Origin of the sequence: Teichococcus wenyumeiae (assembly GCF_003696345.1) — a bacterium.
GTDB lineage: Bacteria > Pseudomonadota > Alphaproteobacteria > Acetobacterales > Acetobacteraceae > Pseudoroseomonas > Pseudoroseomonas wenyumeiae.
In genome coordinates, this window is the sequence record NZ_RFLX01000001.1 from 152,366 (window position 1) to 172,697 (window position 20,332).

Annotated in this window: 20 protein-coding genes; 11 read left to right on the top strand and 9 right to left on the bottom strand. The window is 70.3% G+C overall.

Going from position 1 to position 20,332, the window contains the following annotated elements:
• Nucleotides 1-6 precede the first annotated feature (6 nt).
• The 4 genes from EBE87_RS00750 to EBE87_RS00765 all read right to left on the bottom strand — a co-directional run bounded on the left by EBE87_RS00750 (nt 7) and on the right by EBE87_RS00765 (nt 3,646).
• Entirely contained in the window at nt 7-894 is an 888-nt protein-coding gene (locus tag EBE87_RS00750; RefSeq protein WP_122139821.1) for an NAD(P)H-hydrate dehydratase, read from the bottom strand.
• A complete protein-coding gene (locus EBE87_RS00755) occupies nt 891-1,652 on the bottom strand; it encodes a histidine phosphatase family protein (protein ID WP_120637789.1) in 762 nt (253 codons plus the stop codon). The genes EBE87_RS00750 and EBE87_RS00755 overlap by 4 nt, the downstream gene beginning before the upstream one ends.
• Nucleotides 1,653-1,837: 185 nt before the next feature.
• A complete protein-coding gene (locus tag EBE87_RS00760) occupies nt 1,838-3,307 on the bottom strand; it encodes a protein adenylyltransferase SelO (RefSeq protein ID WP_120637788.1) in 1,470 nt (489 codons plus the stop codon).
• Between the two features lie 150 nt (nt 3,308-3,457).
• Entirely contained in the window at nt 3,458-3,646 is a 189-nt protein-coding gene (locus tag EBE87_RS00765; RefSeq protein ID WP_120637787.1) for a J domain-containing protein, read from the bottom strand.
• A 194-nt stretch (nt 3,647-3,840) separates the two neighbouring features.
• On the opposite strand from EBE87_RS00765, the gene EBE87_RS00770 reads away from it, so the two are divergent.
• The 3 genes from EBE87_RS00770 to EBE87_RS28905 all read left to right on the top strand — a co-directional run bounded on the left by EBE87_RS00770 (nt 3,841) and on the right by EBE87_RS28905 (nt 6,276).
• Nucleotides 3,841-4,890 (top strand): SDR family oxidoreductase, encoded by a 1,050-nt coding sequence (locus EBE87_RS00770; RefSeq protein WP_120637786.1) that lies wholly within the window; start codon nt 3,841-3,843, stop codon nt 4,888-4,890.
• Between the two features lie 10 nt (nt 4,891-4,900).
• Nucleotides 4,901-5,992: a patatin-like phospholipase family protein gene (locus tag EBE87_RS00775; RefSeq protein WP_120637785.1), complete on the top strand. Its 1,092-nt coding sequence runs from the start codon at nt 4,901-4,903 to the stop codon at nt 5,990-5,992.
• Between the two features lie 116 nt (nt 5,993-6,108).
• Nucleotides 6,109-6,276, top strand: coding sequence for a hypothetical protein (locus EBE87_RS28905; RefSeq protein WP_158600851.1), 168 nt, complete (start codon nt 6,109-6,111; stop codon nt 6,274-6,276).
• Between the two features lie 104 nt (nt 6,277-6,380).
• Here the strand turns inward: EBE87_RS28905 and EBE87_RS00780 are convergent, their stop codons facing one another.
• Entirely contained in the window at nt 6,381-6,950 is a 570-nt protein-coding gene (locus EBE87_RS00780; RefSeq protein WP_120637784.1) for a helix-turn-helix domain-containing protein, read from the bottom strand.
• Nucleotides 6,951-7,277: 327 nt separating this feature from the next.
• On the opposite strand from EBE87_RS00780, the gene EBE87_RS00785 reads away from it, so the two are divergent.
• The 3 genes from EBE87_RS00785 to EBE87_RS00795 all read left to right on the top strand — a co-directional run bounded on the left by EBE87_RS00785 (nt 7,278) and on the right by EBE87_RS00795 (nt 11,844).
• On the top strand, nt 7,278-9,440 hold the full coding sequence (locus EBE87_RS00785; RefSeq protein ID WP_147426021.1) for a sensor histidine kinase: 2,163 nt from the start codon (nt 7,278-7,280) through the stop codon (nt 9,438-9,440).
• On the top strand, nt 9,437-10,150 hold the full coding sequence (locus EBE87_RS00790; RefSeq protein ID WP_120637782.1) for a response regulator transcription factor: 714 nt from the start codon (nt 9,437-9,439) through the stop codon (nt 10,148-10,150). The genes EBE87_RS00785 and EBE87_RS00790 overlap by 4 nt, the downstream gene beginning before the upstream one ends.
• A gap of 113 nt (nt 10,151-10,263) precedes the next feature.
• On the top strand, nt 10,264-11,844 hold the full coding sequence (locus tag EBE87_RS00795) for an aldehyde dehydrogenase (NADP(+)) (protein ID WP_120637781.1): 1,581 nt from the start codon (nt 10,264-10,266) through the stop codon (nt 11,842-11,844).
• A gap of 238 nt (nt 11,845-12,082) precedes the next feature.
• On the opposite strand, the gene mntR is transcribed toward EBE87_RS00795, so the two are convergent.
• Nucleotides 12,083-12,538: a manganese-binding transcriptional regulator MntR gene (mntR, locus tag EBE87_RS00800; RefSeq protein WP_120637780.1), complete on the bottom strand. Its 456-nt coding sequence runs from the start codon at nt 12,536-12,538 to the stop codon at nt 12,083-12,085.
• Nucleotides 12,539-12,674: 136 nt separating this feature from the next.
• Between mntR and EBE87_RS00805 the strand changes: the two genes are divergently transcribed.
• From EBE87_RS00805 to EBE87_RS00820, 4 genes are read left to right on the top strand one after another with little or no spacing between them, the layout of a single operon-like run.
• The gene (locus tag EBE87_RS00805) at nt 12,675-13,610 is read left to right on the top strand and encodes a metal ABC transporter substrate-binding protein (RefSeq protein WP_120637779.1); all 936 of its coding nucleotides are present in this window, start codon (nt 12,675-12,677) and stop codon (nt 13,608-13,610) included.
• Nucleotide 13,611: 1 nt separating this feature from the next.
• Nucleotides 13,612-14,535 carry a metal ABC transporter ATP-binding protein gene (locus tag EBE87_RS00810; RefSeq protein ID WP_120637778.1) on the top strand — a complete coding sequence of 308 codons (924 nt, stop codon included), beginning with the start codon at nt 13,612-13,614 and terminating at the stop codon, nt 14,533-14,535.
• Nucleotides 14,536-14,538: 3 nt separating this feature from the next.
• Nucleotides 14,539-15,387 (top strand): metal ABC transporter permease, encoded by an 849-nt coding sequence (locus EBE87_RS00815; RefSeq protein WP_302466797.1) that lies wholly within the window; start codon nt 14,539-14,541, stop codon nt 15,385-15,387.
• Nucleotides 15,384-16,226: a metal ABC transporter permease gene (locus tag EBE87_RS00820; protein WP_120637777.1), complete on the top strand. Its 843-nt coding sequence runs from the start codon at nt 15,384-15,386 to the stop codon at nt 16,224-16,226. The genes EBE87_RS00815 and EBE87_RS00820 overlap by 4 nt, the downstream gene beginning before the upstream one ends.
• Before the next feature lie 290 nt (nt 16,227-16,516).
• Here the strand turns inward: EBE87_RS00820 and EBE87_RS00825 are convergent, their stop codons facing one another.
• A complete protein-coding gene (locus EBE87_RS00825) occupies nt 16,517-17,494 on the bottom strand; it encodes a Bug family tripartite tricarboxylate transporter substrate binding protein (RefSeq protein ID WP_233553144.1) in 978 nt (325 codons plus the stop codon).
• Between the two features lie 37 nt (nt 17,495-17,531).
• A complete protein-coding gene (locus EBE87_RS00830) occupies nt 17,532-18,620 on the bottom strand; it encodes a 4-oxalomesaconate tautomerase (protein ID WP_120637775.1) in 1,089 nt (362 codons plus the stop codon).
• A gap of 79 nt (nt 18,621-18,699) precedes the next feature.
• Between EBE87_RS00830 and EBE87_RS00835 the strand changes: the two genes are divergently transcribed.
• Entirely contained in the window at nt 18,700-19,605 is a 906-nt protein-coding gene (locus EBE87_RS00835) for a LysR family transcriptional regulator (protein ID WP_233559999.1), read from the top strand.
• Here the strand turns inward: EBE87_RS00835 and EBE87_RS00840 are convergent.
• Nucleotides 19,595-20,320 (bottom strand): DUF72 domain-containing protein, encoded by a 726-nt coding sequence (locus EBE87_RS00840; RefSeq protein WP_120637773.1) that lies wholly within the window; start codon nt 20,318-20,320, stop codon nt 19,595-19,597. The genes EBE87_RS00835 and EBE87_RS00840 overlap by 11 nt on opposite strands.
• Nucleotides 20,321-20,332 lie beyond the last annotated feature (12 nt).

Here is a 20,332-nt window from a genome sequence, read left to right on the forward strand (position 1 = left end):
CGCCGCTCAGGCGGCGAGGTCGGCCAGGATGCGCGGCACCTCCGCCGGCAGCTCGCGCGCCAGGTAGCCCACCGGGCCCTGGGCGCGGGCGAGGCGGTGCCCCGCCTCCCCATGCACCCAGACGCCCCAGATGGCCGCCTGCAGCGGCGTGGCGCCGCGCGCCAGCAACCCGGCGATGATGCCGGAGAGCACATCGCCCGAGCCCGAGGTGGCCAGCCCGATATTGCCGTGGTCCGAGGCCCAGGCATCGCCGTCCGGCGTGACGATGTGGGAACAGGCGCCCTTCATGATCACCACCACCTGCAACAGCGCCGCCGCACGCCGCGCCATGCCGAGCGGGTCGGCCAGCACCTCCTCGCGCGAGATGTCCAGCAGCCGCGCCATCTCGCCGTCATGGGGCGTGATGACGGCGCGGCCGGCATGGCGGCGCAGCGCCTCCCGGCAGCCGGCCAGCGGCGCCAGGGCGGCGGCATCCAGCACCAGCGCCGGGCCGGAAAGCTCCTGCAGCAGCGCGGCCACCAGTGCCTCGGCCTCCCGCCCGCCGCTCATGCCCGGCCCCAGCACCAGCGCCTTGGCCTGGTTGCCATAACGCAGCAGCGGCGCGGCGGCCGTGGCGGCGATGCCGCCCTCCGGCGTGCGCGGCAGGCCGATCACCCGCGCCTCCGGCATCGCCACCGCCAGCGCCGGCGCCATGCTGTCGCAGATGGCCAGCCGCAGTCGCCCCGCGCCCGCCCGCAATGCCGCGGTGCCGGAGAGCAGCACGGCGCCCGGCACTTCCTCGCTGCCGCCGGCCACCAGCACGCTGCCGCGCACATCCTTGCTGCCGCCGCCATCATGCTTCGGCAGCGGCATGCCGCGCAGCAGGGCGGCATCCACCGGTGTGGCGGCGCTCATCGCGGCGCGCCGCCATGCGGCTCGGCGGTGGTCTCGGTGCCTTCGCGCACCAGCGGCGCGGTGATGTTGTAGTGCCGCAGCACCATGCCGCCATCCGGGCCCTGGCTGCTGTCGTAGGCATATTCCGTCAGCCCACAATTGGCGATGTCGCCTTCGCGGTCGATCGCCAGGATCTCTTCCTCCGTCAGCCCTTCCAGCAGGTAGCGCAGGCAGAGCACCACCACCTGGTGCCCCACGATCAGCACGCGCCGCCCGCCATGCCGCAGGCAAATGCTGTCCAGCGCCGAGCGCAGCCGCAGGATCACGTCGCACCAGCTCTCGCCCCCCGGCGGCCGGTGGTAGAACTTGCCCAGGGAACGGCGGAAGGCGGCCTGTTCCGGAAAATGCTCGGCGATGCCATGCGTGGTCAGCCGGTCCAGCACGCCGAATTCCTTCTCGCGCAGCCGCTCATCCAGCAGGAAGCCGACCTTCTCCCCTTCCAGCCCTGCCTCGCGCCGGATCAGCTCCGCCGTGTGGCGCGCGCGGCGATAGGGGGAGGCGAAGATCACCTCCGGCTGCTCCTCCGGCGGCAGGTCCCCGAACCAGCGGCCCAGTGCGCGCGACTGCTCCTCCCCCAGCGTGCTGAGCGGCACATCCACGTCGCGCTCGGCAATGTCGATCCGTGCCTGCCGCGCCGCCTGCGCCGCCGCGCGCGCGACATTGCCGGCGCTTTCCCCATGCCGGACAATCCAGAGCCGGTCGGGCCATCCCTGCTGCATGCCAAGGCGCTCCCTGTGCTGTTTCGCGCAAGGGCAACGCATGAGGCGGCTGGTGGTGTCGGAAAGGCTGAGGGAATGAATTCCCTCAAGCTCCCTTCTTTTTTCTTTTCGGGTTCCCAGCGCAGCCGAAGCCGGACTCGAAGAAAAAAGAAAGGGGTCCGGGGGAATTCATTCCCCCGGCCCTCTCAGGTCCCGCAGAAGGTCTGCTGCACAATCTCTTCCGGCTCCGGCGGCAGGGAGAAGCTTTCCCGCCCCGGCTGGTCCTCGAAGGGGCGGGAGAGCACGTCGAGCAGCGTCTCAAAGGGCCCGTAATCGTTGAAGGAGACAGCGGCGTTCAGCGCCGCCTCCACCCGGTGGTTGCGCGGGATGAAGAGCGGGTTCACCGCGCGCAGGGCGGCGGCGCGGGCTTCCGGTGCCGCTTCCTCCCGCTCCAGCCGCTGGCGCCAGCGGGCAGCCCAGTCGTCGTAGCCGGCGGGGTCGGAAAACAGCGCGCGCGCCGCCGTGTCATCCCCCAGCGCGGCGCCGCAGAGGGCACGGAAGGTCAGGGTGAAATCCGCCTTCTGCGTGGCCATCAGGTCCAGCAGCGACTGCACCAGCGCCACGTCGGCTTCTTCCGCCGTGGTGAGGCCGATCTTGCGGCACAGGCCGCTGTTCCAGGCATCCTCGAAGCGCGGGGCGAAGCCGGTCAGCGCCTGGCGGGCGGCGGCCAGGGCGGCCTCCTCATTCTCGTCCAGCAGCGGCAGCAGGCATTCGGCCAGGCGCGCCAGGTTCCATTGCATCACCTGCGCCTGGTTGCCGTAGGCATAGCGGCCGGCATAGTCGATGGAGGAATAGACCGCCGCCGGATCATAGGCATCCATGAAGGCGCAGGGGCCGTAGTCGATGGTCTCACCCGAGATGGTGGTGTTATCGGTGTTCATCACGCCATGGATGAAGCCGATCAGCATCCAGCGCGCGACAAGATCCGCCTGCGCGGCCACCACGGCCTCCAGCAGCGCCAGGGCGCGGTTGGGTGCCGCGGCAGCCTGGGGATAATGGCGCTCGATGCAATAATCGACCAGCAGGCGGACGGCCTCCAGGTCGCCGCGCGCGGCGAAATACTGGAAGGTGCCGACGCGGATATGGCTGGCGGCGACGCGCGTCAGCACGGCGCCCGGCAGGGCGGTCTCGCGCTGCACCGTCTCGCCCGTGGTGACGGCGGCGAGCGCCCGGGTGGTGGGGATGCCCAGCGCCGCCATGGCCTCCGCCACGATGTATTCGCGCAGCACCGGGCCCAGCGCCGCCCGGCCGTCGCCGCGGCGGGAGAAGGGCGTGGGGCCGGAGCCCTTGAGCTGGATGTCGCGCCGCTGGCCGTCGCGGCCCACCACCTCGCCCAGCAGGATGGCGCGGCCATCGCCGAGCTGCGGGGAAAAGCCGCCGAACTGGTGCCCGGAATAGGCCTGGGCGATGGGCTCGGCACCGGGCGGGATGCTGTTGCCGGCCAGGATGGCTACGCCTTCGGGGCTGGCCAGCGCGGCGGGGTCCAGGCCCAGGGTTTCCGCCAGCGGGGCATTCACCCGCACCAGGGCGGGGGCGCGCACGGGGGTCGGGTTCAACCGGGCGAAGAAGCGCTCCGGCAGGCGCGCGTAACTGTTGTCGAACACAAAGCCGGGCATGCGGTCAGTCCTTGGGAGCCGCCCTGCCGCAAGGGCGGCAGGGATCGTTCATGGATGGGGCGCTGCCCCGGTGCCAGCGTCAACTCTCCGGCGCGGGGCGCCACTGGCATCTTCCGCCAGGGTCTGGCGATGCGGCGCCTGCCCGCGATGTCAGGCGCCGCCGATGCCTTTGTTGACGATGCCGGTGCCGCGGCAGGCCTCGCAGCTGCGGCCCTCGATGCGGCCGGTGCCCTGGCATTCGGGGCAGATGTCGTCACCTGTGCCCTCGGTGCCGACGGGCGCATCGTCGCCAGGCTTGCCGGGCGTGCCGGCGGAGGTGGAGGAGGGCGTGCCGCTCATGGTCTCTCCGCTTTCTGCTGGGGCTCGGTAAACGCCCGAAACCGCCGGCTGTTGCGAGGTCGTGGCAATGCTGCACTGCCGCGAAACCCGGAAGGCGCCGGCAACCCGACTGGTGCGGCGCGGTTGAGTCGGTCATGCCCGGGGCGGCACCCGCCGCCGCCGGCTTTCGCACCATGCCCGACAGCAGGAAGCCCATGGAACCGCAGACCCAAGGCCATGTCGTCGTCATTACCGGGGCTTCCAGCGGCATCGGCCGCGCCACCGCCATGGCCTTCGCGCGTCAGCATGCGCGGCTGGTGCTGGCGGCCCGCCGGACGGAGAAGCTGGAGGAAACCGCCCGCGCCTGCGAGGCAGCCGGCGGCATCGCGCTGGTCCAGACCACCGATGTCACCGACGAAGCGCAGGTGGAAGCGCTGGGCCGGGCGGCGCTGGAACGCTTCGGGCGCATCGACCTCTGGTTCAACAATGCCGGCGTGGGGGTCTTCGGCCGGCTGGAATCCATCCCGGCCGAGGCCTGGCGGAGGGTGATCGAGGTCAATGTCTTCGGCTACATGCACGGCGCCCGCGTGGCGATGCGGCAGTTCCGCGCCCAGGGGCATGGCACGCTGGTGCAGAATGCCTCCATTGTCGGCATCACCGCCAAGCCCGACAGCACCGCCTATGCCACCAGCAAATGGGCCATCCGCGGATTCTCCGAGGCGCTACGGCAGGAGGTGCTGGACCAGCCGGGCATCCATGTCTGCACCGTGCTGCCCTCGGTGATCGACACGCCCTTCTTTCAGCACGCCGCCAATTTCAGCGGCCGCGCCGTGCGCGCTGCGCCCCCGGTCTATACCGCCGAGGAAGTGGCCGATGCGGTGCTGGGCTTGGCCGAGCGGCCGCAGGACGAGGTGATCGTCGGCGGCTTCGGCAAGCTGGCCGCCGCGCAGAAGCAGATGGCGCCGCATCTGACCAGCTGGATGACCGGCCGCCTGCTGCATCGCGGCTTCCTGTCCGACCGCCCCAGCGGCGAGAGCACCGGCGCGCTCTTCCAGCCGGCCCAGGACAACATGGCGGTGGATGGCGGCTGGCGCGCCCAGCCGGAAAGCGGCGGCGCGCCGCTGGCCACCGCGACCTCGATCGCGGCGCTGTCGGTGGAGATGGCCTCCATCCCCTTCCGCATGGCCGATATCAGCATGACCACCGGCTTCCGCATGCTGGAAGCCATGCAGCCGGCCATCAAGCCTGGGCCGGTGTCGCGTTGAAGGCGCGCGCATGCTGAACGCACTGGTGCTGTCGGGCGGTGTCGCGCTCGGCTCCTTCGAGGCTGGCATCTGCGCCGCGCTGGAGGCAGGAGGCGGGCCGCGCCCCGACTGGGTGGCTGGCGCCTCCGCCGGCGCGGTCAATGCCGCCATCTTCGCCGGCAATCCGCCGGAACAGCGGGCGGCGCGGCTGCGGCAATTCTGGGAAGGCATGGCGGAGGACCCGCTGCCGGGCTTCTCCCTGTTCTTCGGCGCGCCGATGGCCGATGGGCCGCTCCGGCGCGCCCATAACCGCGCGGCGGCGCTGCAAAGCCTGCTCTTCGGCCGCCCCGGCCTCTTCATGCCCCGCTTTTTGCCGGAAGCGATCATGGGGCGGGCGCCCTCGCTCTACGACCTCACGCCGCTGCGCCGCCGCCTGCCGGAGCTGGTCGATTTCGACCGCCTCAATGCCGGCCCCCTGCGCGTCACCCTGGTGGCCACCGATGTCACCAGCGGGAAGCGCGTGGTCTTCGACACCGCCCGCGGCACCCGCATCGGGCCGGAGCATGTGGTGGCCTCCTGCGCCCTGCTGCCGCTCTTCGCGCCGGTGGAGGTGGAAGGGCGGCTGCTGGGGGATGGCGGGCTGGCCTCCAATGCGCCGGTGGACCTGGTGCTGGAGGAAGAACAGGAGGTGCTCTGCATCCTGGCGGAACTCTTCGCCGCCGCTGGCGCGCCGCCGGGCAATCTGTCCGGCTCGCTGGCACGGGCGGGGGATCTGGCGCTGGGCAACCAGACGCAGCGGCTGCTGGAAGGCCATGCGCGGCTGCTGCGGCTGCGCGACTCCCTGCACCGCCTGGCAGCCCTGGTGCCGGAAGAGCGCCGCACCGAGCCGGAGGTGGCCGCGCTGCTGGCCGAGGCCGGGCCGCCCGCCCGCGCCATTGTGCTGCGCATCGGCTACCGCGCCCCGCCGGACGAGGCCGGGGCCGGCAAGCTGTTCGACTTTTCCCGCGCCACCACCGCCGACCGCTGGCAGGCGGGGGAGGAGGCCCTGCGCCGGGGCCTGCGCAAGCTGGCGGAAGCGCCGGCCCCCGGCCCCGGCCTGGTGCTGCACGACATCGAGACCTGAAGCCACGGAGGGCCGGATGGCACGTGCCGTGTCCCGGGCATGCCTCTTCCCTTGGTCTTGTCGGCAACGCCAGCCGCCGCGCCGGTGTTGAAAAAGGTGCAGCACCGGAGGAAGCCATGCCCAAGACCCCACCGATCGGCACCCCCGCCGCCGGCGAGCCCGCCGCGCCGCAGACGGCCGAGAATACCTGCCGCCGCTGCGGCGGCAGCGGCCGGCTGGACAACAAGCCCTGCCCCGCCTGTGATGGCCGGGGCACCGTGGCCGTGACGGTAGGGGATGCCTGAGCCGCTGGCCGCATCCAGGCGGTCAGGGGAAGAGCCCTGCGCATGAGGCCGCAAAAGCAGGCAGGCTGCCGGCGGGCCTGAGGGGAGCCCCGCCGGCGAGTGGCTCAGTTGTGGCCGCTGGACATCCCGGTATGCCACACCGTGCCAGAGGGGATGTTCGCCGCGCCAGCGCGGCGCGGCAGCAGAGGCGTGGGACCCTGGAGACCTTCCAGGGGCGCGAAGAAATATTCCACTGGTACATTCAGCAGCCGGGAGCAGAGATAGAGCCGGCCCGGGCTGATGCGGGTGCGGCCGGCTTCGTATTTGTGGATCAACTGCGTCGAGACGCCGAGGCTGGCGGCCAGCTGCAGCTGGGTGATCTGGCGTTCCATCCGCAGCAGGCGCAGGCGCTTCGCCACATGCGCATCGACGGTGGAGGCACCAGGCCCTCCCATGCTCATTGAGCCGCTTCCCATGTTATCGCCCTTCCTGTTCTGCCCCGCGCCGGCTTGCGAAAAGACAGCTGCCGGCGGCACCAGCATGTCTCGCGGCGCGTTGCCGGTAACAGTCGAGATGCACCGGAAAAGGTCGTTGGCATCGAGGCGCAGGACGGCACTTTGTCGGGTTTTGTCATGATGCGCGCTAAATGCGGCTCTCATCCTTTTGTCTGGCTTGCGCTTTTCCGCCTCACCCATAGGTGACAAGCGACGGGTTCTATCTGGCAGCGCATGGACTCAGCTTGGAACGGAACGCCAGAGTGGCATCACAGAAGCCAAATGCAACTCGCAGTAACGATCTCGCGACTTATGGACCAGAAAGCGGCGAAAAAGCGCGTTGAGCATGACAAAACTGGTCAAGATATTTTCGTAAACTGGCGCAGGGATGTCACAGATCACGGCAAAACTGCCAAGAAATGAGAAAAAAACTCGCCTATTGGTTGCAGAGTCCCCTGGCGTGATGCAAAACTCACGTTTACTTGAACCTCATCTCGCGGCGCGGTGAGGATCAACTCAGAGGCGGGGATGGGACGATCCAAAGACGAAATTCGCTCTGACACGGCGCAGCAGTCTGCCACCGGCAAGACCACAGCCTTTATCCGCCGTCCCGCCGAGAAGGCGCAGCCATTGTGGCAGGCTTGGCCACAGCTTGCTCTCGCCAGCTTCTGCGTGATCCTGACCGCGCTGCTCTGGACCGTGCTGGCCCTGCAATGGACCGGCCGGCAGCAGCGCACGGCGCAGGAGGCGGAGATGGCGCAGGCCTCCGTCCATATCCATCAGGGGCTGAACGACGCCCAGCAGCGGGCCTCCAGCCTCGCCACCCTGGCCAGCCAGCTGCTGGGCGAGACCCGCTCGCCGCTTCAGCGCGCGGCGCTGGAAGCTTCGTTGGAAACCGCGCTCTCCGTGTCGGACAGCAGCCTGGACGGCATCCGGCTGCTCGATGCCGCCGGCCGTTCCATGCTGACGGTGGGCGAGGTTTTTGCTGAGCCGCTGTCCATGGACGGGAACCTCCCCCTGCCGACGCTGCTCTGGAACAAGGGCACCCTGGTGCTGGCCGGTCTGCTGCCGCCGGCGGCGGAGCGCCCTGGCCACAGCTACCAGGCGGCGCTGCGCCCCCGGGCGCTGGCCCATATCATCGGCCATGCCCAGGAGAGCCACGCCTCGCCGGGCGAGGGCATCAACCACATCGCCCTGATGCTGCGGGACGGCACGCTGCTGAAGGTGACGAAAAGCAGCGTCGAGCAGCTCATCACCAGTCCCGGCCTTGCTTCCGGCGGCGAAGTGCCCGCCGCGCTTTCAGCCGGCACCAGTGCGGTGAACCGACTGGTTGCGCCCCTGCCGGCGGTGCATGCCGCGGTGGTGCTGGAAGCCTCGGCGCTGCCGGCGCAGGGCGGCCTGCGCCGGCTGGTGCTGCTCTCCGGAGCCTTGCTGATCGCGCTGCAGCTCGGCACCACGCTGCTGCTGCTGCTCTGGGTGGGGCGGCACCTGCGGCGGATGCACCTGCGCCATGCCGAGGAAACCACCCATATCCGCGACCACGCGCTGCGCAGCATCAACGACATGCTGGGCTCCATGCCCGCCACGCTCTACCGCGCCGAGATCTTCGCCGACCGCTCCTTCTCCATCACCAGCATGAGCGAGAATGTGGAGCGGCTGACCGGCTTCGACCAGGCCGCCATGCTGCGCCCCAATGCCTGGCGCGACCGCGTGCCGGCCTCCGACCAGCCTGTGCTGGCCCAGCATCTCAACACGCTCTACCGCGAGGGCGAATCCTCCGCCGAATACCGCTTCCACCATGCCGATGGCCGCGTCATCTGGCTGCGGGCGCAGGCACGCGTCTTGGCGGTGGGGCAGCATGGCGGCGCCGATGTCATGGGCTACCTCGCCGATGTCTCGAGCGAGAAGATGCTGCAGGCCCAGGCGATCGCCAGCGCCAAGCTGGCCACGCTGGGCCGCATGGCCTCGGCGCTGGCGCATGAGATCACCCAGCCCATCAGCGTCATGATGCTGGCCGCCGAGAACGCGCTGGACGCGCATGAGACGGAAGGCCGCGCCGCCGTGCCGGTGATGGTCTCCAAGCTCAACCGCATTCTGGAGCAGACGCAGCGGGCGCAGAGCCTGGTGGAGCACCTGCGCGTCTTCGGCCGCGCCAATGACGGTGCCACCGAGGCGGTGGACCTGGTGAAGGCGCTGGACGGCGCCCTGCTGCTGAGCGCCAGTGTGCTGAAGCGCGCCGGCATCGAGGTGGAGAACCTGGTGCCGTCCGGGCTGCCCCTGGTCTCGGCCAACCAGGTGATGCTGGAGCAGGTGATCATGAACTTGGCCATCAATGCCCGCGACGCCATGCTGCGCGTGCCGGAAGCCCAGCGCCGGCTGACGCTGCGCGCCGGCGAGATCAGCGGCCGGCGCATCGAGCTGCGCGTCACCGATACCGGCCGTGGCCTCTCCCCCGAGGCCATGGCCCGGCTCTTCGAGCCCTTCTTCACCACCAAGCCTGCCGGGCAGGGCATGGGCCTCGGCCTGTCCATCTGCCACGGCATCATCCGCTCCTTCGGCGGCGAGATCACCGGCGAGAATGTCGAGGGCGGCGCCGCCTTCTCCATCCGCCTGCCGATCGCCGAGGCTGCCGGCACGGCCGGGGCGGCCCTGCCTGCCCAGAGCATCTCCAGGGAAAGCCAGCCATCATGAGTGCCGAGCCGCAGATCAGCATCCCACCTCCCCGCAGCACCGAGGCGCTGGTCTATGTTATCGACGACCAGCGCGAATGGGCGGACGAGCTTTCCTCCGTTGTCGGCCGCTACGGCTACCGCATCCGCACCGGCTATGACTGGCAGGACCTGGAGAGCCTGCTGGCCGAGGAACAGCCGGACGCCATCCTGCTGGACCAGCACCTGGGCAAGGTCGATACCGTCTCCCGCCTGGCGCAGCTGCGGCAGATGACGCGCGCCGCCATCATCGTCATCACCGCCAACAACAGCGAGGTGGACCGCGTGCTGGGGCTGGAGACCGGCGCGGACGACTTCATCGTCAAGCCCGTCTCGGGGCGCGAGGTGATCGCCTGGCTACGCGCCCGCCTGCGCCGCCCCAGCGAGATGCCGGCCGAGGCGCCGGGCTGGCGCTTTGTGGAACAAACCCGCAGCCTGTTCCGCCCCAATGGCCAGCCGATCCACCTGACCACCGCCGAGTTCGAGCTGCTGCAGGCGCTGGTGCGCAGCCAGGGCCAGCCGGTCTCGCGTGAGGAACTGTCGAAGCTGGCCTTCGGCCGCGCCTGGCGCTTCGGCGACCGCTCGGTGGACAATGCCATCGTGGTGCTGCGCCGCAAGCTGGGCGATGAGCGGGTGGACGGCTGCATCCGCACCGTCCGCGGCGTGGGCTATGTCTTCGTGGGCTTCCCGTGATCCTATCCGAAAACTGATATAGCAGGACTCGACGGCCACCCCCGGACGCCTCAATCATGATCTCCGAATCCGGTGCCAGCCGCGCCGGGCAAGGTTCGAGGGAAGAAACAGCCATGAGCGTTACCGGCGAGATGCTGATCGGCGCCACCGCCCTGCGCGGCGGGGACAGCGAGATCCGCGCCACCAACCCCGCCACCGGGGAGAAGATGGACCCCGCCTTCGGCGGCGGCGGCGCGGCGGAAGTGGACCGGGCCTGCGCCCTGGCCGCCGCCGCCTTTGACACCTACAGCAACACCGCGCCCGAGCAGCGTGCCGCCTTCCTGGAAGCCTGCGCCCAGGGCATCATGGAGATCGGCGACGAGCTGATCGAGCGCGCCTGCGCCGAAAGCGGCCTGCCGCGCGGCCGCATCGAGGGCGAGCGCGCCCGCACCGTCGGCCAGCTTCGCCTCTTCGCCAGCGTGGTGCGGGAAGGCAGCTGGATCGAGGCCCGCATCGACCCCGCCATGCCCGCCCGCCAGCCGCTGCCGCGTTCCGACCTGCGGCAGCGCCATGTGGCGCTGGGGCCGGTGGCGGTCTTCGGCGCCTCCAACTTCCCGCTGGCCTTCTCGGTCGGCGGTGGCGACACGGCCTCGGCGCTCGCCGCCGGCTGCCCGGTGGTGGTGAAGGCGCATTCGGCGCATCCCGGCACCTCGGAACTGGTGGGCCGCGCCATCCAGAAGGCGGTGCAGCAGTGCGGCCTGCCGGAAGGCGTCTTCAGCCTGCTCTTCGGCAATGGCGGCACGCTGGGCAGCGCCCTGGTGGCGGACCCGCGCATCAAGGCGGTGGGCTTCACCGGCTCCCGCTCCGGCGGCACGGCGCTGATGAAGATCGCCGCCAACCGGCCCGAGCCCATACCGGTCCATGCCGAGATGAGCAGCATCAACCCGGTCTTCCTGCTGCCCGGCGCTATGGCCAAGCGGGCGGAAGCCATCGGCAAGGGCTTTGTCGGCTCGCTCACCATGGGCGCGGGGCAGTTCTGCACCAATCCCGGCCTGGTGCTGGGCGTGGAGGACGACAGGCTGAAGACCTTCCTCGACGCCTCCCGCGCCGCGCTGGAAGCCAGCGGGGCGCAGACCATGCTGACGCCCGGCATCTACAAGGCCTATGAGGAAGGCGTCTCCCGCCTCTCCACCAACAACCGGGTGGAAACAGTGGCGGAAGGCCAGCCCGGCCCCGGCCCCTACCAGGGCCGCGCCGCGCTCTTCACCACCACGGCGCAGCACTTCAACGAGGACGAGACGCTGCTGGAAGAGGTCTTCGGCGCCTCCTCCCTGGTGGTGCGCTGCCCGGACGTGGACACCATGCTGGCGGTGGCCGAGCGGCTGGAAGGCCAGCTCACCGCCACCATCCTGATGGAGCCCGAGGACCTGGAGCTGGCCAAGCAGCTGGTGCCGGTGCTGGAACGCAAGGTCGGCCGCATCCTGGTCAATGGCTACCCCACCGGCGTCGAGGTCGGGCATGCCATGGTGCATGGCGGCCCCTTCCCCTCCACTTCGGACAGCCGCACCACCTCGGTCGGCTCGCTCGCCATCCGCCGCTTCCTGCGCCCGGTCTGCTACCAGGACTTCCCGCAGGACCTGCTGCCGGAATCGCTGCGCGACGGCAATCCGCTGGGCCTGTGGCGGCGCACGGACGGCGAGCTGGGGAAGAACTGAGCACTTCCAGCCGGGGCCAGGAGGGGCGCCGCCCCTCCTGGCCCCACCCCGCTGGGGGAACTGAGTTCCCCCAGGCCCCCGCATTCATTTTCTAAAGTTCACATGGGCTGAGGCGGCGTCGCCGGAGGTCCATGACCTCCGGCGCGACCAGTGTTCAAAGCCGTGAATGTCGGGGGTCCGGGGTGGTTCAACCACCACGGCGGGGTTCCAAGGGGCAGCGCCCCTTGGCCTTCAGCCTTCAGCCCCGGCGCAGGAAATTCGCGAAGGCTTCCAGCGTCGCGTCGCTGACATGGTGTTCCAGGCCCTCGGCATCGCTTTCCGCCACATCCGGCGGCACGCCCACGGCCTTCAGCAGGTCCACCACCACCCGGTGGCGGGTGCGCACCTTGTCCGCCAGGGCATGGCCTTCCGGCGTCAGGAAGACACCGCGATAGGGCCGCGAATGCGCCAGGTTCAGCGCCTTCAGCCGCGCGATGCTCTTGATGGCCGTGGCATGCGAGACGCCAAGCCGGCGCGCCAGGTCGGTGGGCCGGGCCTCGCCATGCTCGCGCAGCAGATCGTCGATCAGCTCGACATAATCCTCCAGCACCGCTGAGGCGCGGCCGGCGCGCGCCGAGGCATGGCGGGCGGCCTGCGTGTCTTCGCCTGCCCGCTCATCGGGAGCTGGGGGCTGTGGAAGGGTCGGGCTGGTCATGAGAGCCGCAAGATGCCGCAGCGTGGCAGATGGTGCAACCAACGGTGAAAATACGGCTTAGGCTCTTGAATGTAGCCTAAGCTACATGCTTATCATGGCGCCAGAGATGCATGAACGACGCACAGGAGGAAGTTTGATGTTCACCGCGCGCCTGCCCCGCCGCCTTGCCTTGCCGGCCCTGCTTGGCGCCACCCTGCTGGCGGCCGCGCCGGCCTGGGCGCAAGGCCAGGCGCCCCAGGCGGCGCCCCGTCCGCTGCGCGTCGTCACCACCTTCACCATCCTGCAGGACATGGCGCAGAACGTGGCGGGCGAGGCAGCGGTGGTGGAATCCATCACCCGCCCCGGCGCCGAGATCCATGACTACGAGCCGACGCCGCAGGATGTGGTGAAGGCCCAGTCGGCCGACCTGGTGCTGTGGAACGGCATGGGGCTGGAGCGCTGGTTCGAGCGCTTCTTCCAGCGCGTGAAGAATGTGCCCTCGGCCGTGCTGACCGAGGGCATTGCGCCGGTGGAGATCACCGAGGGCCCCTATGCCGGCCGTGCCAATCCGCATGCCTGGATGTCGCCGGCCAATGCGGTGGTTTACGTGGAAAATATCCGCAAGGCCCTGTCGGCGGCGGACCCCACCAATGCGGCGGTCTATGCCGCCAATGCCACCCGTTATGCCGACCAGCTCCGCGCCCTGGATGCGCCGATCCGGCAGAAGCTTGCCTCGATCCCCGAGGCGCAGCGCTGGCTGGTGAGCTGCGAGGGCGCCTTCTCCTACCTGACGCGGGATTATGGGCTGCGTGAGCTCTACCTCTGGCCCATCAATGCCGAGGAAGAGGGCACCCCGCGCCAGATCCGCCGCGCCGTGGATACCGTGCGCCAGCAGCGCATCCCGGCGCTGTTCTGCGAAAGCACGGTGAGCGACCGCGCCATGCGGCAGGTGGCGCGGGAGGCCGGCTCGCGCTTCGCCGGCGTGCTGCATGTGGATAGCCTGACCGCCGCCGATGGCGAGGCGCCCACCTTCCTGCGCCTGCTCGAAAACAATGCCGCCACCATCCTGGCCGGCTTCACCGAAGGACGCTGACATGGCCGATGGCTCCCTCGCCTGCCCCGCCGCCGCGCCGCCTGCTTCCTGGCGCGGCTGGCTGGGAACCGCCCCCGCCATTCCCGCCGCCGCGGCGGTGACGGACCTGGCGGTGGAGGGCGTCAGCGTCGCCTATCCCAATGGCCATGTGGCGCTGCGCGAGGCCAGCCTGCGGTTGGGGGCACCCACCATCTGCGGGCTGCTGGGGGTCAATGGCGCCGGCAAGTCCACGCTGTTCAAGGCCATCATGGGCATGGTGCGGCCGGCGGCGGGCACGGTGCGGATCGGCGGCATGGCGGTGCGGCAGGCGCAGAAGCTGAACCGCGTCGCCTATGTGCCGCAAAGCGAGGAAGTGGACTGGGACTTTCCTGTCTCGGTCAGCGATGTCGTGATGATGGGCCGCTATGGCTACATGAACCGCCTGCGCATCCCCCGCGCCGCCGACCGCGCGGCAGTGGAGCAGGCGCTGCTGCGCGTCGGCATGCAGGATTTCGCGGACCGGCAGATCGGCCAGCTTTCCGGCGGGCAGAAGAAGCGAGTCTTCCTGGCCCGCGCCCTGGCGCAGGATGGGCGGCTGATCCTGCTGGACGAGCCCTTCGGCGGCGTCGATGTCACCACGCAGGAGCAGATCATGCAGCTGCTGCGGGAATTGCGGGAGGAAGGGCGGATCATCCTGGTCTCCACCCATGACCTCGGCAGCGTGCCGCTCTTCTGCGACAGCGTGGCGCTGGTGAAGGGCACCGTGCTGGCCGCCGGCCCGACCGAGACCACCTTCACCACCGCCAACCTCGCCCGTGCCTTCGGCGGCAGCACGCAGCCGCAGGCCTCGGGCGGCGTGACGCTGGCCCCGGGGCCGGACGGGCAATCGCTGGTCCTGGGGGCGGATGGGCAGGTGCTCGGCCGCCTGCAGGCGCTGGAGGGCTGAGCGGTGCTGGAGCCCTTCGCCTATGAGTACATGCGCCAGGCCATGCTGGTCTCGGCGCTGATCGGCGCGGTCTGCGGGCTGCTGTCCTGCTTCGTGGCGCTGAAGGGCTGGTCGCTGCTGGGGGATGCGCTTTCCCATGCCGTGGTGCCGGGGGTGGCGCTGGCCTGGATCCTGGGCCTGCCCTTCGCACTGGGCGCCTTCGCTTCCGGCCTGCTGGCCGCCTGGGTCATGGGCTTCATCCGTCGCAACAGCCGTATCCGGGAGGATGCGGCCATCGGCGTCGTCTTCACCGCCTTCTTCGGCGTGGGGCTTGTGCTGCTGACGCTCTGGCCCAGCAATATCCGGCTCCGCACCATCATCTTCGGCAATGTGCTGGGCATCGCGCCGGAGGATGTGGTGCAGATGCTGATCGTCGCCGGTGGGGTGCTGCTGGTGCTGGCGCTGCGCGGGCGGGACATGATGCTCTGGGCCTTCGACGCCACGCATGCACGGGCCATCGGGCTGGATACGCGGCTGTTGCAGACGCTGCTGCTGGGCAGCGTCGCTGCCGTAGCGGTGGCGGCCATGGTGGCGGTGGGCGCGGTGCTGGTCATCGCCATGCTGGTGGCCCCGGGCGCCACCGCCTATCTGCTCAGCGACCGCTTCGGGCGCATGATGGGCATCGCCACCGCCATCGGCGCCGTCACCGCCTTTCTGGGTGCCTGGATCAGCTATTTCCTGGATGGCTCCACCGGCGGCGTCATTGTCAGCCTGCAGGCGCTGGTCTTCCTGGTGGCACTGGTCGCCGCCCCGCGCCACGGGTTGCTGGCCGCCCGCCGCGCCCGCCGCACCGCCATGCAGGAGCCGGCATGATCGAGACCCTCATCGCCCCCTTCACCCATGCCTTCATGCTGGAGGCCATGGGTGTCGGCGCCGTGGTGGCCGCCGCCTGCGCCCTGCTGTCCTGCTTCGTAGTGCTGAAGGGCTGGTCGCTGCTGGGGGATGCCGTCTCCCATGCCGTGCTGCCGGGGGTGGTGATCGCCTCCGCCCTCGGCGCGCCGCTGGCGGCGGGCGCCTTCCTGGCCGGCATGGCCTGCGCGCTGGGCGCCGGCTTCGTGCAAACCCACAGCCGGGTGAAGGAGGATGCGGCGCTGGGCGTGGTCTTCACCGGCATGTTCGCCGCCGGCCTGGTGCTGCTGGCCTTCCTGACCACCGATGCGCATGTCACGCACATCCTCTTCGGCAATATCCTGGGTATCGAGCGCGACGACATGATCCAGGCGCTGCTGGCCGGCGGGCTGGTGCTGCTGGCCCTCGCCCTGCAAGGGCGGGACCTACTGCTCTGGGCCTTCGACGCCACCCATGCCGGCGGCATCGGCCTGCCGGTGCGCTGGCTGCGGCTGCTGTTCCTGGCGCTGCTTTCCGGTGCCGTGGTGGCGGGGGTGCAGGCGGTGGGGGTGATCCTGGTGGTGGCGCTGCTGATCACGCCGGGCTGCATCGGCTATCTGCTGGCGGACCGCTTCGGGCGGATGGCGGGTATCGCCGTGGCCTCGGCGGTGGCGGCGAACCTGCTGGGGATCATGGCCAGCTATCACCTCAATGCCTCGCCGGCCGGCTGCATCGTGGTGGTGCTGTCGCTGTTCTTTGCCGTGGCGCTGGTGGCGGCGCCATCGCATGGGCTGCTGGCGGCGCGGCGGAAGGCCGCGCTTTGACTGCGGCCGGGACAGGGGGCGCTGCCCCCTGGCCCCCACCGGGGTGGTGAGACCACCCCGGACCCCGCTTCAAGTTTTTGCGGCGGCTTCAGGCTGAAGGCAGGTGCCTGCCGAAAGCCGCGATAATCCAAAAGCCACATGGGCTGAAACCGCAGTCGCCAAGGGTCCATGTCCCTCGGCGGAACCGCCATGCCACCGCAAAGGAATGGCGGGGTCTGGGGTGACACTGTCACCCCAGCGGGGGTTCCAAGGGGGCGGCGCCCCCTTGGCCCATCTTCCGGCTGCTGGCCTCAATCCACGACGATCTTGGCGTCGCTGACCAGCTTGGCCCAGCGCGTCCGCTCGGCACCCATGAACTTGCCAAAGGCCTCGCCACCCATGCGGGAGGGCACGGCGCCTTCTTCCTGCAAGCGCTTCTCGACATCCGGCGTGGTCAGGCTATCGGCGATGGCGGTGGCCAGCTTGGCGCGGATCGGCTCCGGCGTGCCCTTGGGCGCCAGGATGCCGTACCAGGCGGAGGCATTGTAGTCCGGCAGCGCGGCCTCGGCCACCGTCGGCACATCCGGCAGGGCGGCGATGCGCGCATGGCCCGTCACCGCCAGCGGCCGCACCAGTTCACCCTGGATCAGCCCGGCGACGGAGGGCAGCGTGGTGACCATGAAGGGGATATGGCCGGCCACCACGTCGTTCAGCGCGGGGCCCGCGCCGCGGAAGGGCAGATGCTGCGCCTCGATGCCCGCCATCTGGAACATCAGCGCCGCCGCCAGATGGCTGGCCGAGCCATTGGAGGCCGAGGCATAGCTGAGCTGGCCGTCCAGCTTGCGCGCTTCCTCCAGCAGGTCCTTCAGGTTGCGCGCCTTGGTGCCGGGGCCGGCCACCGCCACCAGCGGCGCATCGGCCACCAGCGCCACCGGGTCCAGCGCCGCCAACGGGTCCACCCGCATATTGGGGAAGAGCGACTGGTTGACCGTCATCGGCCCCTGGTTGCCCATCAGCAGCGTGTAGCCATCGGGCTTGGCACCGGCCACGGCCTCGGTGGCGAGATTGCCGCCGGCACCGGGCTTGTTCTCGACCACCACGGGCTGGCCCAGCAGGGCCTGCAGCCGCGCCGCCAGCACGCGGGCGACATTGTCGGTGCCGCCGCCGGGCGCATAGGCCAGCAGCAGGCGTATCGGCCGCTGCGGCCAGTTCTCCTGCGCGCGCAGCACGGTGGGGGCGGAGAGCAGCGGGGCCGCGGCCAGCATCTGCAACAGGTGGCGACGCTTCATGGCGGACATTTCCTTGCTTGCTTGAACCAACACGGGATTATTCGGCCGCCAGCGGCAGCGCGGCAGCCGGCGAGGCCGGGCGCGGCAGCAGCAGGTGGCCCTCGAAAATGCGGCGGGCGGTGCGCAGCACGCTGGCCCAGTGCACCGTGTCGCCTTCCAGCGAGAGGCCGATGGAAAGCGTGCCAGCCGGATGCGCGATGCGGACATCCTCGCCCGCATCCGCCGCCAGCGGCGCCGCCACCGTGCCCGGCAGCCGCGTGGCGATGGCCAGGGTGATGCCCCCCGTCACCGCCATGGCGCTGTGCACCGCATGCGGCGTCAGGTAGCGGGCGGTGACCGTGGCACCATCCGTGCCTGGCCCCAGCAGCGCCGGCTTGGGAATGACACTCGAAGAAACATCGCCCAGGCCCATGCGGCGGCCGGCTTCCAGCCGCAGCGCCTCGATCCGCGCCATCAGCACCGGATTGGCCTCGATGGCCGCCGGCGCCAGCGTCGCCTCGGTGCCGAGACGGGTGGCCTCCACCAGCATCATCGGCATGGCGCCGTCGATCAGCGTGACGGGAATGCCGTCGATCTCCTCCACCCTATGGCCGGTGGGGAAGAGCGCGCCGGTCTTGCTGCCGGCGACATGGCGGAAGCGCAGCGCGATGGGCGCGGCGGTACCGGGCACGCCGGGGATGCTGGCCTCGCCGTCATAGGTGACCTGCCCGCCCGGGGTCTGCACCACCGCATCCACCAGCGCGCCGGTGTTGCGGTTGCGGATGCGCACCAGGGTCTCGGGATGCTGCGGCGTCACCAGCCCGGATTCGATGGCGAAGGGGCCGACGCCGGCCAGCATGTTGCCGCAGTTGGGCCTGGTATCGACCACGCCCCGGTCGGTGGAGACCTGGGCGAAGAGGTATTCCACATCCACCTCGGGCTCGGCCGAGGGGCCGACGATGGCCACCTTGCTGGTCAGGCTGTTGCCACCGCCGATGCCGTCGATCTGCAAGGGATGCGGGGAGCCGAGGGCGGCGAGCAGCATCGCATCGCGCGCCGCGGGCTCGGCCGGAAGATGGGCCGCCAGGAAGTAAGGGCCGCGGCTGGTGCCGCCGCGCATCAGGACACAGGGGATGCGGATTTGCATGGCCGTTTCCGTGTTGTTGGCCCCGTTCTGCGCTGGATCACACCGATACTGAAGTGCAAAGATCGGAGGTATTCTTGCGTTGGACACAAGTATGGCCATCGACCTCGACCAGCTCCGCACCTTTGTCGCCGTCGCGGAGGCGCAGAGCCTCACACGCGCGACGGAAACGCTGCACCTGTCCCTGCCCGCCGTTTCCCGGCGCCTCTCGGCGCTGGAGGACGAGCTGGGCGTGGCGCTGCTGGCACGTTCCACCCGCCGCGTGGCGCTGACGCAGACGGGGCGCGAGTTCCTGCCGCGCGCGCGGCGGCTGCTGGATGAGCTGGAGGAAAGCCTGCTGGGCATTCGGGAAACGGCGGCGCGGCGGCGCGGGCTGGTGACCATCGCCTGCATCCCCACCGCCGCCTATTACTTCCTGCCGGCGACTCTGGCGGATTTCGCGCGGCGCTTTCCCAATGTCCGCGTGCGCGTCATGGATCTTTCAGCCGATGGCGTGACGGATGCGGTGGCCACGGGCGGCGTCGAATTCGGCATCGGCATGGAAGGCGCGGTGCATCCGGAAGTGGAATTCCGCCCGCTGCGGCGCGACCCCTTTGTGCTCGCCTGCCGCCGCGATCACCCATTGGCGAAGAAGCGCAGCCTGCGCTGGGCGGATCTGCAGAACGAGACTCTGGTGGGTGTCTCCCGCCGCTCCGGCAACCGGCTGATCCTGGACCGTGCGCTGCTGCCGCGCGGCATCCAGCCCAACTGGCGCTATGAGGCGGAGCACCTTTCCACCAGCCTGGGGCTGGTGGAGGCCGGGCTGGGCGTCGCGGTGGTGCCGCGCCTGGCGCTGCCGCGCGACCCGCACCCGGTGCTGGTGGCACGGCCGCTGACCGACCCGAAGATCGAGCGCGCGACCGGCGTGGTGCTGCGGCGCGGCGCGGTGCCCGGCCCGGCGGCGCGCGCGCTGCTGGACCTGCTGGAGCACCGCATGGTCAGGGCATGAGCCGCGCCATCAGGGACAGCGCATCGCCGGCGGCGTGGAATTCGGCGGTGTTGTCGAAGATCACCCAGCTTTCCGCATCCGCCTCGCGCAGCAGCGCCGCCAGGCGGTCCAGACGCTCCGGCACATAGGGCGAGTAATAGCGGCGCGGCGAGCCATGCAGCCGCCAGTAGCGAAGGGTAGCGGCCCCGCCAGGGCGGGCGGCGCCGGGTGCCGGCGGCGGGTCGGCCGCCACGCGCGGGATGCCGCGCGTGGCCAGCAGCGCATCGGCTTCCCCGGTGAACCAGGAAGGATGGCGTGGCTCGCAGACCAAAGGGCCATCGAAGCGCGCTCGCAGCGTGTCGAGAAAGCCGTTGAGCACCTCGGGCCGGAATTCCAGGCTGGGCGGCAATTGCAGCAGCAGCGGGCCGAGCTTCGGGCCCAGCGACCGCACCTCCCCCAGAAAGCGTTCCAGCGGCGCCTCGGCCCCCACCAGTTGCAGCGCGTGCGTGATCTCCTTCGGCACCTTCACGGCGAGGCGGAAATCCTCGGGCACGGTCTCGGCCCAGCGGGCATAGGTCGCGGGCCGGTGCGGGCGGTAGAAGGAGGAATTGATCTCGGCCGCCGGCAGCCGGGCGGCATAGCGCGCCAGATGGCTGCCCTCGGGCGGGAAATGGGCCGCATGGGCGGCCGGGATGCTCCAGCCGGCGGTGCCGATGCGGATGGGGTGGCGCTGCATGGTGGCGGCATA